Here is a 14,628-nt window from a genome sequence, read left to right as displayed (position 1 = left end):
CCGTGCCGTGCCGTGCCGTGCCGTGCCGTGCCGTGCCGTGCCGTGCCGTGCCGTGCCGTGCCGTGCCGGCTGCTCTTCTGCGGGGTGGCTGGGTTGGCGCCAGTTCTAACCGGTGCCAACACTCACGAGAACCCAGCCACGCACCTGCCAGCCGCTCAGCCCCGCACTCTCGCTGCTCGCCCGTATCCCGCGCACCTGTGCTTGCCTGCGCTCTTGTGCCTACCGGGCTTCCACTCCCGCCGTCGCTCCCTGACCAGCCTCCCGCGCGCCCTCCACCTGGACGACCCTCACCCGAACGACGGAGACCCACCCCGTCCCACCCATGCCGCCGCTATCCCCGGGCACGATGGCGTCCGCCAGCCCTAACTCAAATGTGACTCAGATCACTAGTCTCAGAGAACCGTAAGCGCGGAGGTGGCGTCTTGCCGGGTGTGAAGCACAAGCCACCCAGGGAGCCGGACGAGGAGCACCTCCTCCGGCGCACCGCCCGCGGTGATCGTGCGGCGTTCGAAGAGCTTTACCGCCGCACGTCGCCGTGGCTCGCGATACGCCTGCGGCACCGCTGCTCCGATGACCAGATCATCGCGGAGGTGATGCAGGAGACCTACCTCGCCGTGTGGCGCGCCGCGGGCTCGTTCGCGGGCGTCGTCGCCGGCGGCTCCGCCGTGGGCTGGGTGTGGACGATCGCGGTGCGGCGGCTCATCGACGCGTACCGGCGGCGGGCGCATCACGCGCATCCGCCGCCCGGAGTGCACGAGTCGCTGTCCGCGCCCGCCGCCGAAGAGGAGGCGCTGGCGGGCACGGTCGGCGATTCGGTGGGCGACGCCTTGCGCAGTCTCGCGCCGGAGCTGCGTGAGGTCCTGCAAGCCATGGCGCTCGACGGATTGTCGGTACGGGAGACCGCGATCCTGCTCGGCCTGCCCGAAGGCACGGTCAAAACCCGGGCCCGGCGCGCCCGGATCGCGATGCGGGAGGCGTTGTCGTGAAACCAGGACTGTCTGAAGGAGGTCAAGCCATGAACCACGTATCCGACCGGATGCTCGCCGGCTACGTCGCCGGTCGCGAACTGCCGGGGGACGAGACATGGGCGATCGAAGGGCACCTGGAGAAGTGCGCGCAGTGCCGGGCTCGGCTCGCCGGCTCGTCCACCGCCGAGGTGGCCGGTCTGCTCGACACCGTGTGGGCCGGGCTGGAGCCGGATCTCGCCCAAGCGCCGCAGCCGATGCCGCGCCGAGCCGCGGCGTGGCTGCATTGCTGGGCGACCCCGGTGATGGTGCCGTGGCTGTTGATGGTCCTCGTCGTCGGCGCGCTGTCGGTCTACCTCGACCGGTCACTGCACGAGGGGCTGTCGTTCGTGCAGCTGCTTTCCCCCGTACTGCCGGTCTTCGGGGTGGCGGCGGCGTGGACCCGCGGGCTCGATCCCTCGTACGAACTCACCGCGGCCACCCCACGTGCCGGGCTGGAGTTGATCCTGCGCCGGACCACGGCGGTAGTCCTACCGGTGCTGGCGGTGCTGTTGGCCGCCGGCTGGCTGGTCGGCGCGCGGATGGGATTCGGGCTACTGCCGTGCCTAGCGTTCACCACAGGGACCCTCGCGCTCGGCACGTTCATCGGCGTCGCCTGGGCGGCCTCGATCCTGGTCGGGCTGTGGCTCGGCGCGCTGGTGGTGCCGAGTGTCGCGTTCGGGGGCTCGGTCCTGCTGGAGAACGTCGCCTGGCCGGGCTGGCTGGCGGCCGCCGTCGTCGCGACCGTGTTCGTAGTGCTTCGCCGGAACACCTTTACGCAGCTTGCTGCGCATCACTGACGGAAACGAGAGGGGACACCGATGCGAGCTGTGGAAGCCGCCGAGGTCGCTCCGGCGACCTACGCCTGGGAGATCCAGGCACAGGGACTGAAAGTGCGGGTCAGCCGCAAGAAGATGGCGGTCGACGGCCTCGACCTCGCGCTCGGCACGGGCGTGCACGGGCTGCTCGGGCCGAACGGCGCGGGCAAGACCACCTTGATCCGCACCGTGGCCACGGTGCTGCGGCCGACGGAAGGCAGGTTGACGCTGCTCGGAGAGCCTGTCGGGGGGCACTTCGACCAGCGCGGCCTGCGCCGCCGGATCGGATATCTGCCGCAGACCTTCGGGTACTACAAGCGGTTCACCGTCCGCGAGTTCGTCGAATACATGGCGTGGCTCAAGGAAATGCCCAAGCGCGAGGTGCCGGGCGCGGTGCAGCGCGCGATCGAGCGGGTCGGTCTCGCCGAACGCGCCGAGGACAAAATGAAGACACTGTCCGGCGGCATGGTCCGCCGGGTCGGCATCGCGCAGGCGATCGTGAACGATCCGGTGCTCCTGCTGCTCGACGAACCCACTGCCGGACTCGATCCGGCGCAGCGGCTGCGTTTCCGCGAGCTGCTGCAGGAAATCGGCCGGGACGCGTGCGTCGTCGTGTCCACTCACCTGGTCGAAGATGTCGCCGCGGCGTGCTCGGACGTCGTCCTGTTCGCCGACGGGAAGCTGGTTTTCCAAGGCACCCCAGCCGATCTGGCCGCGGCGGGGAACGAGGCGGACGTCGGCGACAGCCCGATCGAGCGCGGCTATTCGGCGCTGCTCGGCCACGCACAGGGAAAGGGGTCCTGGTGATGAGCGTGTTCCGGGTCGAACTCCGGCGCACCATCGCTCCCTGGGCACCGGTCGCGATGCTCGTAGTGAGCCTGGGCCTGCTGCTGTTCTCGCGTGGGCCGTGGAGCCACGGCTCCGCGGCCTGGAACGAGACCTGGCTGACCGCGGTGCGGTGGCCGCGCTACCTGCTGGTCCTGATGTGGCCGATCATCGTCGGAGCCGCGGCGATCCAGGGCATGCGGGACGCCCGCGCGGGAGTCGGCGAGCTGTTCGGCTCCACGCCCCGGCCCGCCGGGCAACGAGCCGGGACGCTTGGCCTCGCCCTCGGGCTCGCCGCGGTGGTGGGCTATCTGGTGCTCGTCGCCGCCGGGGCCGGGCAGGTTGTGGCGAACGGCGGATTGTTCACCACGGCGTGGGTGATGCAGTTGGTGCTCGGCGTGCTGTCCGTGCTCGCCGGCGTCGCGGTCGGGCTCGGCGTCGGACGGCTTCTGCCGTATCCGATCACCGCGCCGGCGCTGGCCGTGCTCACGCTGGCAGGTGGGCTCTTCGCGCAAGTGTCGGGGGTGAACGGAGCGGCACCGAACGCGGTGGCGCTGCTGGGGATCGGGCAAGTGGAGCCGCACGGTCCGTTCGACCTGCCCAAGCCCGCGGTCGAGATCGGGCAGCTGAGCTGGTTGCTCGGGCTCACCGCGGCCGGAGTCGTGCTGCTGCTGGCCAGTTCGGCGCGGACCAGGGCGCTCGCACTGCTCCCGGTGGCAGCCGGATTGGCCGCGGCGTTGCCGCTCTTCCCATCCTCACCGCAGGACAACTTCGCTCCGGACACAACGGCAGCCGCTCTTGTCTGCGACGGTCCGGTGTGTGTGACGCGATTGCACGAGGATTGGTTGTCCACTGTGGCCGGTCCAGGAAAGGAAGTCCTGCAGCGGCTTGAGAAGCTGCCGCAACATGCGACTCGGGTAGAAGAATCGACAGAGCCGTACCGGGACAACAAAACAGGCCCGCGAGATCCGTCCCGGGTGCTGGTGCAGAAGGACAATTATGTGTTCTACGACAAAAGCGGCCCCAGCCTCACCATGGCGCTCCTTGGCGGCGCCGGGACAACGCAATGTCACGCGGCGTCCTACGGAGGTGAGCGAAACGACCGGGAGGACGCCGCGCGCTGGGTAATGGCGCAGTGGCTGGTCGGCTCGTACTCTCCGCCTTCGCACGCCGAGCTTCGGACCTGGACGGGGCCAGCGTGGGCGGCCCTCAAAGCGGTGCCGGAGGCGGAGCAGACCGCACGCATGGCCGCGGCGCGGCAGTTGGAGCTGAGCTGCACTGGTGACCCGCTGAAAGTCCTCATGGAAGGTGCGCGCTGATGCGGTGGACAGCGCTGTACGCGCGTTCGCGCCACCTCGCGGTGTCGCTGGCGGCGGTGTTGCTCTGTGCCGTCGTTCTCCCGCCGCTGCTGGGAGACAACTGGACGACGCTCTTCGCGACATTGACCCTCGGTGCCGCGGTCGCGGTGGCAGGCGTGGGCCTCAGCGGTCAGGACATCGATCTGGACCGCACGGCCTCCTTCCGCTGGCCGCCCCGGCGGCTCGTGCACCTGCTGCTGATCGGGGTGGTGGCTGGCGGAGCAATGCTGGCGATACAAGGTTTTGTCGACCGTCCGATCGAATCCGGCTGGATCCTCCGCAACGCGGCCGGGCTCATCGGCCTGACCGGGCTGGCGGCCGCGCTGTTCGGCGGCCAGTTCGGCTGGACGCTGCCCTTGGGCTGGGCGATGACGGCGATGTTCGTCCCGAGCGCCGTCGGTCAGGTCTACGCCGTCGTGGCTTGGCCGATGGCGACGGCGGACTCCGCCGCGGCGTGGTGGACGGCCGGGCTGCTGTTCGCAGCGGGAACGGCGGTGTACACGGTGGCGGGCGCTCGCAGATGAACCAGCGGACCGGCAATCCAGGCGCAGTCCCGCCCCTCCCCCGGGCAGGGGCGGGACTGCGGACCGGCGCGGCTTCAGACGTTCCGGTTGTTCGGCTTCACCTCCAGGGGTTCGCGGTCGGGATCGTCGATGCCGAGGCTGATGATGCGCTGCGGGTGAATACGGATGACGGCTCCGTCGAGGTGACCGTCCGATGCGAAGGCGTCCGGCACGGCTTCCGCCCGGCCGCGGATCTCCAAGCAGCGGATGCGCATGGGGCTCGTCGAGGGCTGGTCGTCGATCACGATGGCGACCTGGCCGTTGGCCTCGACGTTGCGGTATTTCCGGCTTTTCGTCAGGTTGTACCCGGTCACGTCGATCGTCCGCGTCTCCGGGTTCCAGGCGAACGCGACCGGGCTGACCTGCAGAGTTCCATTCGGCTGCTGGGTGGCGATCCGGGCGAGCGGCTGGGTGGCCAGGTAGGTGAGTTCCGCTTCGGTGAACATGCACCTACTGTGCAAGTTCAAGTTTGCTTGAAGTCAAGCGCACGCGGGGGAGCACGTGCTCGGCGAACCGCCGCATCTCCGCTTCGAAGGGCTGGAATTGCAGCATAAACGTCTCGATTCCCAGGTCAGCCCACTCGCGGATCCGCTGGGCGACGGTGTCGTAGCTGCCGACCAGGCCGGCCGCGGTGCCGCCGTTCGTGCCGATGTGCGGGTACTTGGCGAACGTCTGGAACATCACCGCCTTCGGATCGGCGTCCGCGACCAGCGCCTCCCACCGCGCCTTGCCCGCCTCGGCCAGTTCCCACAACGCCGCCAGCTCTGCTTCCGCTTCGACGTCGGTTTCGCGGGCCACCACGAACGCGGACAGTCCAAATCGGACCGGAGCGCCGGCGCGCGGGCGGGCGGCGACGTCCGCGATCAGTTTGGCGACGTTCTCCTTCGGCTGCCCGTTGATGAACCACACGTCGGCCTTGTCCGCGACCAGCGCTCGCGCCGGGTCCGACTCGCCGCCGACGTACACGGTCGGCGACGAAGCAGCGGGCCGCAGCTGGTACCCGTCAACCTGGAAATGCTTGCCCTCGAACGAAACCCGCTCACCGGCCAGCAGCCCGCGCACGACGCTGATCCATTCGCGGCCGTACTCGTACCGTTCGTCGTGCTCGGCGAACGGAATGCCCGCCCGCGCCAGCTCCGGCTTGTACCAGGCGTTGACCAGGTTCAGCCCGAACCGGCCGCCGCTGATCTCCTGGATCTGCAGCGCCTGTTTCGCCAGCACCACCGGGTGCACGAGATACGGCTTGATCGCCGCGATGATCTCGATCCGCTCGGTGAGCGCGGCGAGCGCCGCGGCGGACGTCCACGTCTCCAGCTGGTCCAGTTCGTCGCCGAACGGGTTCACCACGTGCTGCGCGATGAGCGTCGAATCGAAGCCGAGCCGATCCGCCTCGACGATCAACCGCCGGTTGCGCTCCCAGCTGGCGTCGACCGGATCGGCGGGATGATCGAACGGGCCCCACGACCCGTAGACGACCGCCCACACCCCGAACCGCGGCTGTGCCACAGCGACCACGACCGAACTCCTCACCTCGCGCGGATGAACGCGGTCACCGTCGCCTGCCCGGCGGGCACCGGCAACCGGTCCCACGCAGTGGCGGGGCGGGGAGGTTTGTACTGGTCAGGCGAAGAGCCCGGCACCCCAGTCGCTGGTCGGGGTGAGGCCTGGCGGAATCGCGAAGTGCGCGGAACCGGTGTGCTGCAGGTACTCCATCATCGCGTCTTTCGACGACAGCACCTGCTGCATCGGGACGTACTGCGTGCGGGTGTCCCGGTTGAACGCCAGGAAGAACAGCCCCGCCTCCAGGTGCCCGACTCCGTCGGAGCCGTCGACGAAGTTGTAGCCGCGGCGCAGGATCTGCACGCCCTTGCGCGTCTGGCGCGAGGCCAGCCGGATGTGCGCGTCCTCGGCGATCAGCGGCGTCCCGCCCGCGCCGCCGACCTGCAGATCGACCGGGTCGAACTCGCCGGTCTGCCCGAGCGGGGCACCGGTTCCCTTGGTGCGCCCGACAATCTGCTCCTGCCCGGCGAGCGTTTCGCGGTCCCAGGTCTCGATGTGCATCCGGATCCGGCGGGCGACCAGGTACGTGCCGCCCGCCATCCATGCTTGCCCGTCGCCTGCCTGCGCCCACACCTGGTCGCGGAGCACGTCGGTGTCCTCGGCCTTGATGTTGTTGGTGCCGTCCTTGAAACCGAACAGGTTGCGCGGCGTCTGCTGCGAGCGCGAGGTCGACGAGCTGCGGCCGAACCCGAGCTGCGACCAGCGCACCTCGGTGACGCCGAAGCCGAGCCGCACCAGGTTGCGCACCGCGTGCACCGCCACCTGCGGATCGTTCGCGCAGGCTTGGATGCACAGGTCGCCGCCGCTGCGGGCCGGGTCGAGTTTGTCCTTCGGGAACGCGGGCAGATCGATCAGCTGCGGTGGACGTTTCGCGGCGAGGCCGAACCGGTCGTCGAAGAGCGAGGGGCCGAAGCCGATCGTCAGCGTCAGGTCGGATGGGGGCAGGTCGAGCGCCTCGCCGGTGTCGTCCGGCGGGGCCTGCGCGGACCCGCCGAGCGCACCGTTCGGTCCGACGTCCTGGCCCGCGGTCATCCGCCGCGCCGCGGTCGTCCAGGTGCGCAGCAGTTCGCGGAGCTTCTTGGCGTCCTTGGTGGTCACGTCGAGCGCGGCGAAGTGCAGGTTCTGCTGCGTCGGCGTGTCGATCCCGGCCTGGTGCTCGCCATGAAAGTCCACAGTGGACACCGCGGCCGATGCGGGGGTACTGCCGCCGAGCCGGTCGATGCCGACCCCGGCCGCCGCGCCCGCGCCCGCCAGCGCGACCCCCGCGCCGGCCAGCCCGAACAGCTTCCGGCGGGAAACCTGCGTTCCCTCCTCGGTCACTTCGACACGACCTCCGCGACCTTGCTGAGCGGCTCGCTCAGCGCGTCGACTGCCGAGGCGAACGCCTTGATCTGGTCCTGGGAGAGCTCGTTGTAGTACTTGAAACCGTCTCCGGAGCGGGTCTTGTCCAGCAGCCCCTGCACGTTCGCGAACTCCTTGTCCAAAGTGGACACCAGAGCGGCGTCGCGCTCCTGGATGACCGGCCGCAGCGCGGCGATCGCGCCCTTGGAACCGTCGAGGTTGGACTGGAAGTCCCACAGGTCGGTGTGCGAGAAGGCCTCCTCCTCGCCGGTGATCTTGCCGGTGGCGACTTCGTCGAGCAAGCTCTTCGCGCCGTTGGCCAGGTCCAGTGCGCTCAGCTGCAGCGTCTTCGTCTTGGCGACGAGCGACTTCACGTCAGCGAGCAGCTTGTCCGCGATCTGCGGGCTGTCCGGCTTCAGCCCGGTGTTCCACAGGTCCTTCTCCAGCCGGTGGAACCCGGTGAACTGCTGACCGGGTTCGAGATCGGCCTCGCGCGCGTCGATGGCCGGGTCGAGATCCCCGAACTTCTCCGCGACCGGCTCGATCCGTTCGTAGAACACGCGGGTGCGCGCGTACTCGGCCTTAGCCTCGTCGATCTTCCCCGCCTTGACCGCGGCCACGAACTTCGCGGTCTCGGTCTCCAGCGCCGAGCTGTTGTTCTCGACGTAGGTCGCGTAACTCTTGGTGGCGGCGGCTTTCTGCGCATTGGCGTTGTTCTGGCTCTGCGCGCCGCCGGTGACGGTGAAGCCGCCGCGGATGCCGTTGCCGACCATGCCCGGTTTGCACGCGGTCTGGTACTTGCCCGCGTCCGGGACCTCGACGATGAGCCTCCGGTTCAGCCCCGGCGCGATGTTCTCGACCTCGCCCATGATCCGGTCGCCCTCGGCGTAGAGGTAGAACTCGGTGACTTTGCTGCCCTTGTTGGTGATCTCGAAGGTCAAGTTGCCCGCCGCCGCGGTCGTCGCCGACACCGAGCAGGCGGTGTCGGACGCCTCGACCTTGATCGGCCCGCCTGAGGTCGCGCCGGAAGTGCCGGACGCGGAGTTCGTGCTGTCGCAGGCGGTCAGCGCGGCGAGAGCACCGAGGCCGGCGAGCACAGCCGTCGAGGTTTTGCGGAACTGGGACACGGTCACTCCTTGGCGGCGGCCGGGGCGGCTGGAGCCGTCTCGGTCTTGTTCTTGCGGGCGGGCTTGAGAAACAGCGGCAGCACGATCGCCACGTAGGCGACCCACGCGATCGCTTGCAGCACGGTGGTTTGCTGCGAATAGTTGAAGATCCCCTTGAGCAGCGCTCCGTACCAGGAGGTTTCCGGCAGCGTGCTCGACGCGTCGAAGGCGAGCGTGGTCAGTCCGGGGATGAATCCGGCTTCCTGGAGGTCGTGCAGTCCGTAGCCGAGGACGCCGGCGGCGACGAACACCAGCAGCACGCCGGTGATCGTGAAGAACTTCGCCAGGTTGAACCGCACCGCGCCGCGGTAGAGCAGGTAAGCGAGCACGATCGCGGCGGCGATCCCGATCACGAACCCGATCAGCGGCTGCAGGGTGTCGGACTGCGCGGTCTGCACGGCCGAGTAGAAGAACACGGCGGTTTCGAGCCCTTCGCGGCCCACCGCCAGGAACGACAGCAGCAGCACCGCCGCCGGACCGACCTTGAGCGCGTCCTCCATCTTGCCGCGCAACTCGGCGGCGATGTGCCGGGAAGCCTTGCGCATCCAGAAGATCATCGCGGTGACGAAGACGACCGCGACAATGGAAAGACTTCCGCCGAGCAGTTCCTGATGCTCGAAACTCAGCTGCGCGGTGCTGTAGGTGAGGATCGCGCCGACCGCGACCGAAAGCAGCACAGCCGCGCCGACGCCGGGCCACACGAACCGCAGCGCGTGCCGCCGGTCGGTTTTGACCAGGAAGGCGACCAGGATGCTCACCACGAGAGCGGCTTCGAGGCCTTCGCGCAGCCCGATGAGCGCGCTCGAAAACACCACTGTTCAGTCCTCCTTCGACTACCTGACCTGATGTTTTTAGGTAAGGCTTGCCTGTAAGTCCAGAGGAAGGTTCGCTGACCGGTCCCGGCAAAATGCGCAAAACGGCGTTCCGTTGGCAGTTAGGTTAGGGTAACCGCAGGTCAGGGCCTCGCCGACGGGTCGCGTAACGAATTGTGTGACCTGGGCGTCTCGGTCGGGGAGTTAACCATCCGCTTGCCATTCGCCCAGTCCAGCGTCCCCCCGGCGGGTTCATCAGTAACCTGTCCGAGTGGCCGATACCACTCAGCCGACTAGTGCGCCGTCTCCGGCGGTTCCGCCGCGCCGCTACCCGAGCCGTATCGCGTTCGCGCTGGGTCTGGTGCTGACCGGGGTCGTGCTGGTGGTGACCATCGGGATCCAGAATCCGAACCCGCCCGCCGCTCCCGCCGCGGCCGCTCCGCCGCCGGCGCCGACCAAGGCGGAACCGCGCCCGCAACCCGGCTCCGAAGCCCCGCGCGTCGGGCTGGCCGCGCCGCCGGACCGCCCGCTCGTGTCCGACCAAGCGGAACTGGACGCGTGGGCGACCCGGGTCGCCGGAAAGACGCGCCTGGACGCACGAGTGCTCGCCGCGTACGGACGAGCGGAAATGTGGATGCAGCGGCAGAAACCGTCGTGCCACCTGTCGTGGGCGACGCTCGCGGCGATCGGGAACCTGGCCTTCGGAACCGAACAACCCGGCCCGGATGGCACTTTGCCGGTGAACCCCGGTCCAGCGGAAGGCCCGGACACCGACGCCGGAAAACTCGACGGCGACCGCACGGCCGACCACCGGGTCGGCCCGCTGCGGATCATGCCTGCCGCCTGGCACAAACACGCCCAGCGAGCGAACGGCGACGGCAAAGCCGCGGATCCCCGCAACCTCGACGACGCGGCGTTCACGGCCGCCCGCTACCTCTGCTCCGGCGACGACGACCTCGGCGCTCCGGCGGGCTGGTGGAAAGCGATGCTGTTCTACCACCCGGCGGTCAACTACGCGCAGGACGTCTTCACCGCCGCGGACACCTATGCGGCGGCGAGCGTGGAGCCTTGAGCCGACTGGCTGGGCCGATGGCGGCTCTGTTCGCCGCAGCCGATTCCCATGCGGGGTGAGGGTGGGGCCTTGAGCTGGTTGGGTGGGTCGGTGGCGGTTCGGCGGCCTTCACGGCGGCCGGTTTCTGTGCTGGGGTGAGGGTGGGGCCTTGAGCTGGTTGGGTGGGTCAGCGGTAATTCGGCGGACCTCACGGCGGCCGGTTTCTGTGCTGGGGTGAGGGTGGGGCCTTGAGCTGGTCGGGGGATCAGCGGTAATTCGGCGGACCTCACAGCGGCCAGTTTCTGTGCTGCGGTGAGGGTGGGGCCCTGAGCCGGTTGGGCGGATCAGCGGTAATTCGGCGGACTTCGCCATGGCCGATTCCTGTGCTGCGGCCTGCGCTGGGTGGATCGGTAGCGGCTCGGCGAGCTTGCCTCGGTTCGCTAGGGGCAGCCCGGCTGTCGTGGTTGGCCTTCGCTGATCGGCAGCCAGCAGCTTGACCGTGGCTTGGCTGGAAGCTGAGCGCCGCGACCCGTGCTGACCGGCCCGGCGGTCGGGTCCTGCCCGCTTCGGCTAGTGGCTGCCGCTTGCCTCAGATCCGGTCGCGCCGCGGATGGTTCTTCATCGTGATCCAGGCGCGGTAATCGGCCGAAACCCCGGCCCGCTCGGCGCGATCGGCAGTCAGTGGGTCGGCAGAGCGGCGCTCACCCGCACCGGCTTCTGCGGCAGAGTCTCGGCGCGCACGGGCTGCTTGCGCGGCTGGACCGGGTGGCGTTCGTTCAGTTCCACGAGCGCAGGCGCCAGCGCCATCAGCACCAGCACGAGCAGCCCGGCGGTCGCTCCGATCACGGTCAGCGCGGTCATGTCGGCCTCCTCTAATCGCTCTCTGTGATGACACCAAGGATCGCGCTTCGCCCGCTCTGCCCGGATCGGCCGACTGGCCGAGCCGGGTCGCCGGATGGCCAGGCTTCCCCGCTGCCCTGTTCACTTCAGAAGACGCGCCGGGGCCGTGCAGGATCCGGCGGTTGCACGCGAGTGCCTCCGCGGGTGCACGTTCAGGACATGCGGGCTCAGCGGTCGCTCAGCGTGATCCTCGCCCTGACCTCGCTGATCGCTTCGAGATACTCCGGCACCGGGTTCATCGCCGAGGCCATCCGCAGTTGTGCGAGCGCCTCGGCCAAACGGCCGAGGCGCTGGAGGGTGCGGCCGAGCACGAACCGGGCGTAGTGATCGGTCGGGTCCAGTTCCAGGACGCGGGTGAACGCGCGTTCGGCACGGCGCAGCTGGGCAGAGTGGAAGTACGCGCGCCCGGCGAGCAGTTGCACGCTCGGCTTGTCCTGCTCGTCGGCGAGCAGGGGTTCCAGCTCTTTGAGCGCGTCGAGCGGGCGTCGCCGCGCGACCAGATGCTCGGCGTTGCGGAACCTGCGGAAGCGCGATTCGCCGTCGGGTTCGGGGGCTGCTGCGGCGTCCGTCATGGTCGCCTCACGATACCGGCGCGGAGGGCGTTGCACGACCGTCAGACGAGTCGTGATGGACTGTTCCGCCATGAGCAGCGATCAGGAACCCGATTACGTGGGACTGGCGCCGTACCTCTACTACAGCGATGCGACCGCCGCGCTCGCGTGGCTGACCAGGGTGTTCGGCTTCACTGAGGAAGTCCGCTTCGAGGATGGGTCCGGCGAGGTTTTCCAAGCGACGCTCCGCGCGGGAGACGCTCGCCTGCAGCTGGCCGGGGTCGGTCCCGAATACTGGGAGGCCAAGGGGGTAGAAGGGCCGGTTGGGCAGTTGAACGTCGTGTACGTGACCGACGTCGACGCACAGCACGAGCGCGTGTCCGCGGCGCTCGGCGAGGACGCCGCGCCGGAACCGCCGCAGGACCAGCCTTACGGTGCGCGGATCTTCACCGTGGCCGATCCCGGCGGCAACAGCTGGACGTTCTGGCAGCAGGTGACCGACCAGGTCGAGCTGCCGTCGGGGTGGCGCGAAGTCCGTCCGGAGGACCCGAACGCCGAGGAGGCCGGCGAAGTGCCCGGCTGAGCTGGAGAACACGCAGCGGAACGGCCCCGCACCGGCCTGGCCTCCAACGGGTGAACCCGCTGGGCGGTTACTCTGGGCGGCGTCACCGCAGGCACGACCCACCAAGGAGCAGAGCGTGGCTCTCATCGAGCAGGTAGGCGCGCGCGAGATTCTCGATTCGCGCGGGAACCCGACCGTCGAGGTGGAGGTGGCGCTCGACGACGGCACCCTGGCCCGTGCGGCGGTGCCGTCCGGGGCATCGACCGGCGAGCACGAAGCGGTCGAGCTGCGCGACGGGGACACCGGCCGCTACAACGGCAAGGGCGTGGAGCGCGCGGTCGCCGCGGTGCTCGACGAGATCGGCCCGGACCTGGTCGGTGTCGACGCGGTCGATCAGCGGATCGTCGACCAGAAGCTGGTGGACCTCGACGGCACGCCCGCGAAGTCCCGGCTGGGCGCGAACGCGATCCTCGGCGTTTCGCTCGCCGTCGCGAAGGCCGCCTCGGAATCGTCCGAGCTGGAGCTGTTCCGCTACCTGGGCGGGCCGAACGCGCACGTGCTGCCGGTCCCGATGCTGAACATCCTCAACGGCGGTGCGCACGCCGACACCGACGTCGACATCCAGGAATTCATGATCGCGCCGATCGGCGCGGAGTCGTTCCGCGAGGCGCTGCGCTGGGGCACCGAGGTGTATCACGCGCTGAAGTCCGTGCTGAAGGGCCGCGGCCTGGCCACCGGCCTCGGCGACGAGGGCGGTTTCGCGCCGAGCCTCGCCAATAACCGCGAGGCGCTCGACCTGATCCTCGCCGCGATCGAGAAGGCCGGCTACGTGCCGGGCCGTGACGTCGCCCTCGCGCTGGACGTCGCCGCGACCGAGTTCTACTCCGACGGCGCCTACACCTTCGAGGGTTCGAAGCGCAGCGCGGAGCAGATGTCCGCGTACTACGGCGAACTGCTGCGCGACTATCCGCTGGTCTCCATCGAGGACCCGCTGAGCGAGGACGACTGGGACGGCTGGGTCCAGCTGACCTCCGAGATCGGCGACAAGGTCCAGCTCGTCGGCGACGACCTGTTCGTCACCAACCCGGACCGGCTCGAAGAGGGCATCACCCGCCGCGCGGCGAACGCGCTGCTGGTGAAGGTCAACCAGATCGGCACGCTGTCGGAGACGCTGGACGCGGTGTCGCTGGCCACGTCGTACGGCTACAAGTCGATGATGAGCCACCGGTCCGGCGAGACCGAGGACACCTTCATCGCCGACCTCGCGGTCGCCACCGGCGTCGGCCAGATCAAGACCGGCGCCCCGGCCCGCGGCGAGCGGATCGCGAAGTACAACCAGCTTCTGCGCATCGAGGAAACCCTCGCGGACGCCGCGCGCTACGCCGGCGACCTCGCCTTCCCGCGGTTCAGCTCGGAGGCCTGAGGGGCACATGGCCGACCGGGGGAGGGCGCGCAGCCGCCGCGGCGGCCGGGCAGCGGGAAGCGGGTCCAGCAGGGCCCGCCGTCCCGCGTCGGCCCGGCGCCGCACCGGCGCGGGCACGACGGAGACGACGAGGGCCCGGCTGCGCCGCGGCCTCGCGGCGAAACGCGCCTCCGGTGCGGCCAAAGTGCTCGGCATGTCGACCACCCGGCGCGCCGCCGTGGTGGCGATCGTGGTGTGCGCACTGGCGTTCACCGTCGCGGTCCCGTTGCGCACCTATCTTTCCCAGCGCTCCGAGGTCCGGGACCAGGAAGCGCAGCTCGCCCAGCTTCAGCACGAGGTCGCCCAGCTGCGCGACCGCAAAGCCCAGCTGAGCGACCCGGCCCAGATCGAGGCGGAAGCCCGCCGCAGGCTCCGGTACGTGAAACCAGGCGAGACCCCGTGGATGGTCCAGCTGCCGGAGGGCCAGCCCGGTTCGCAGGCAGCTGCCCAGCCTGGGCAGCAGCCTGCTCCGCAGGCGCCTTGGTACGAGAACCTGTGGGCGCAGGTTTCCGGGGGCTGAAGTTCCTGGGTTGGGCGGGGTTGCTCTGGCCGAGCGGGGTTGCATGGCCGAGCGGGGTTGCATGGCCGAGCGGGGTTGCATGGCCGAGCGGGGTTGCACTGGCCTGGTGGGTTTGACGGCTGGGTAGGGGCGCTG

Annotated in this window: 16 protein-coding genes; 9 read left to right on the top strand and 7 right to left on the bottom strand. The window is 69.5% G+C overall.

What is annotated here, in order from left to right:
• Positions 1-431 precede the first annotated feature (431 nt).
• From BM362_RS14345 to BM362_RS14325, 5 genes are read left to right on the top strand one after another with little or no spacing between them, the layout of a single operon-like run.
• Positions 432-986 (top strand): RNA polymerase sigma factor, encoded by a 555-nt coding sequence (locus tag BM362_RS14345; protein ID WP_067575609.1) that lies wholly within the window; start codon positions 432-434, stop codon positions 984-986.
• A gap of 29 nt (positions 987-1,015) precedes the next feature.
• Positions 1,016-1,804: a zf-HC2 domain-containing protein gene (locus tag BM362_RS14340; protein ID WP_093573378.1), complete on the top strand. Its 789-nt coding sequence runs from the start codon at positions 1,016-1,018 to the stop codon at positions 1,802-1,804.
• Between the two features lie 21 nt (positions 1,805-1,825).
• Positions 1,826-2,629, top strand: a complete 804-nt coding sequence (locus tag BM362_RS14335; RefSeq protein WP_067575612.1) for an ABC transporter ATP-binding protein — start codon at positions 1,826-1,828, stop codon at positions 2,627-2,629.
• Complete coding sequence (locus tag BM362_RS14330) at positions 2,629-3,966, top strand: hypothetical protein (RefSeq protein WP_093573377.1); 1,338 nt, start codon at positions 2,629-2,631, stop codon at positions 3,964-3,966. Before BM362_RS14335 ends, BM362_RS14330 begins: the two co-directional genes overlap by 1 nt.
• A complete protein-coding gene (locus BM362_RS14325; protein ID WP_067575614.1) occupies positions 3,966-4,529 on the top strand; it encodes a hypothetical protein in 564 nt (187 codons plus the stop codon). Before BM362_RS14330 ends, BM362_RS14325 begins: the two co-directional genes overlap by 1 nt.
• A gap of 74 nt (positions 4,530-4,603) precedes the next feature.
• Here the strand turns inward: BM362_RS14325 and BM362_RS14320 are convergent, their stop codons facing one another.
• From BM362_RS14320 to efeU, 5 genes are all read right to left on the bottom strand, one after another.
• Entirely contained in the window at positions 4,604-5,014 is a 411-nt protein-coding gene (locus tag BM362_RS14320) for a PPOX class F420-dependent oxidoreductase (RefSeq protein WP_093573376.1), read from the bottom strand.
• A 4-nt stretch (positions 5,015-5,018) separates the two neighbouring features.
• A complete protein-coding gene (locus BM362_RS14315; protein WP_244287144.1) occupies positions 5,019-6,083 on the bottom strand; it encodes an LLM class flavin-dependent oxidoreductase in 1,065 nt (354 codons plus the stop codon).
• 105 nt (positions 6,084-6,188) lie between these two features.
• A complete protein-coding gene (gene efeB / locus BM362_RS14310; protein WP_093573375.1) occupies positions 6,189-7,448 on the bottom strand; it encodes an iron uptake transporter deferrochelatase/peroxidase subunit in 1,260 nt (419 codons plus the stop codon).
• Positions 7,445-8,596 carry an iron uptake system protein EfeO gene (efeO, locus tag BM362_RS14305; RefSeq protein ID WP_093573374.1) on the bottom strand — a complete coding sequence of 384 codons (1,152 nt, stop codon included), beginning with the start codon at positions 8,594-8,596 and terminating at the stop codon, positions 7,445-7,447. The genes efeB and efeO overlap by 4 nt, the downstream gene beginning before the upstream one ends.
• 2 nt (positions 8,597-8,598) lie before the next feature.
• Positions 8,599-9,450: an iron uptake transporter permease EfeU gene (gene efeU, locus BM362_RS14300; protein WP_067575619.1), complete on the bottom strand. Its 852-nt coding sequence runs from the start codon at positions 9,448-9,450 to the stop codon at positions 8,599-8,601.
• A 268-nt stretch (positions 9,451-9,718) separates the two neighbouring features.
• Here efeU and BM362_RS14295 point away from each other — a divergent pair, with 268 nt between their 5' ends.
• A complete protein-coding gene (locus BM362_RS14295) occupies positions 9,719-10,519 on the top strand; it encodes a lysozyme family protein (protein WP_093573373.1) in 801 nt (266 codons plus the stop codon).
• Between the two features lie 657 nt (positions 10,520-11,176).
• Here BM362_RS14295 and BM362_RS14290 read toward each other — a convergent pair.
• Together BM362_RS14290 and BM362_RS14285 are read right to left on the bottom strand one after the other, a co-directional pair.
• On the bottom strand, positions 11,177-11,359 hold the full coding sequence (locus BM362_RS14290; protein ID WP_067575622.1) for a hypothetical protein: 183 nt from the start codon (positions 11,357-11,359) through the stop codon (positions 11,177-11,179).
• A gap of 206 nt (positions 11,360-11,565) precedes the next feature.
• Positions 11,566-11,970, bottom strand: coding sequence for a tetratricopeptide repeat protein (locus BM362_RS14285; RefSeq protein ID WP_067575623.1), 405 nt, complete (start codon positions 11,968-11,970; stop codon positions 11,566-11,568).
• Between the two features lie 70 nt (positions 11,971-12,040).
• Here BM362_RS14285 and BM362_RS14280 point away from each other — a divergent pair, with 70 nt between their 5' ends.
• The 3 genes from BM362_RS14280 (at position 12,041) to BM362_RS14270 (ending at position 14,493) form a co-directional block, all read left to right on the top strand.
• Positions 12,041-12,532, top strand: a complete 492-nt coding sequence (locus BM362_RS14280; protein ID WP_232791457.1) for a VOC family protein — start codon at positions 12,041-12,043, stop codon at positions 12,530-12,532.
• A gap of 115 nt (positions 12,533-12,647) precedes the next feature.
• A complete protein-coding gene (eno, locus tag BM362_RS14275) occupies positions 12,648-13,934 on the top strand; it encodes a phosphopyruvate hydratase (RefSeq protein WP_067575628.1) in 1,287 nt (428 codons plus the stop codon).
• 193 nt (positions 13,935-14,127) lie between these two features.
• On the top strand, positions 14,128-14,493 hold the full coding sequence (locus BM362_RS14270) for a septum formation initiator family protein (RefSeq protein WP_093573459.1): 366 nt from the start codon (positions 14,128-14,130) through the stop codon (positions 14,491-14,493).
• Positions 14,494-14,628 lie beyond the last annotated feature (135 nt).

This window comes from Amycolatopsis rubida, assembly GCF_900115345.1.
GTDB classification, from domain to species: domain Bacteria; phylum Actinomycetota; class Actinomycetes; order Mycobacteriales; family Pseudonocardiaceae; genus Amycolatopsis; species Amycolatopsis rubida.
Note: the sequence above shows the minus strand (reverse complement) of the source record. Positions and strands in the feature narration are given on the sequence as shown.

Excerpts from the sequence above, each read along its gene's own strand:
- BM362_RS14340 (WP_093573378.1), top strand. The coding sequence starts at position 1,016 with ATGAACCACGTATCCGACCGGATGCTCGCCGGCTACGTCGCCGGTCGC.
- BM362_RS14335 (WP_067575612.1), top strand. The coding sequence starts at position 1,826 with ATGCGAGCTGTGGAAGCCGCCGAGGTCGCTCCGGCGACCTACGCCTGG.
- BM362_RS14330 (WP_093573377.1), top strand. The coding sequence starts at position 2,629 with ATGAGCGTGTTCCGGGTCGAACTCCGGCGCACCATCGCTCCCTGGGCA.
- BM362_RS14325 (WP_067575614.1), top strand. The coding sequence starts at position 3,966 with ATGCGGTGGACAGCGCTGTACGCGCGTTCGCGCCACCTCGCGGTGTCG.
- BM362_RS14320 (WP_093573376.1), bottom strand. The coding sequence starts at position 5,014 with ATGTTCACCGAAGCGGAACTCACCTACCTGGCCACCCAGCCGCTCGCC.
- BM362_RS14290 (WP_067575622.1), bottom strand. The coding sequence starts at position 11,359 with ATGACCGCGCTGACCGTGATCGGAGCGACCGCCGGGCTGCTCGTGCTG.
- BM362_RS14285 (WP_067575623.1), bottom strand. The coding sequence starts at position 11,970 with ATGACGGACGCCGCAGCAGCCCCCGAACCCGACGGCGAATCGCGCTTC.
- BM362_RS14280 (WP_232791457.1), top strand. The coding sequence starts at position 12,041 with ATGAGCAGCGATCAGGAACCCGATTACGTGGGACTGGCGCCGTACCTC.
- BM362_RS14270 (WP_093573459.1), top strand. The coding sequence starts at position 14,128 with ATGTCGACCACCCGGCGCGCCGCCGTGGTGGCGATCGTGGTGTGCGCA.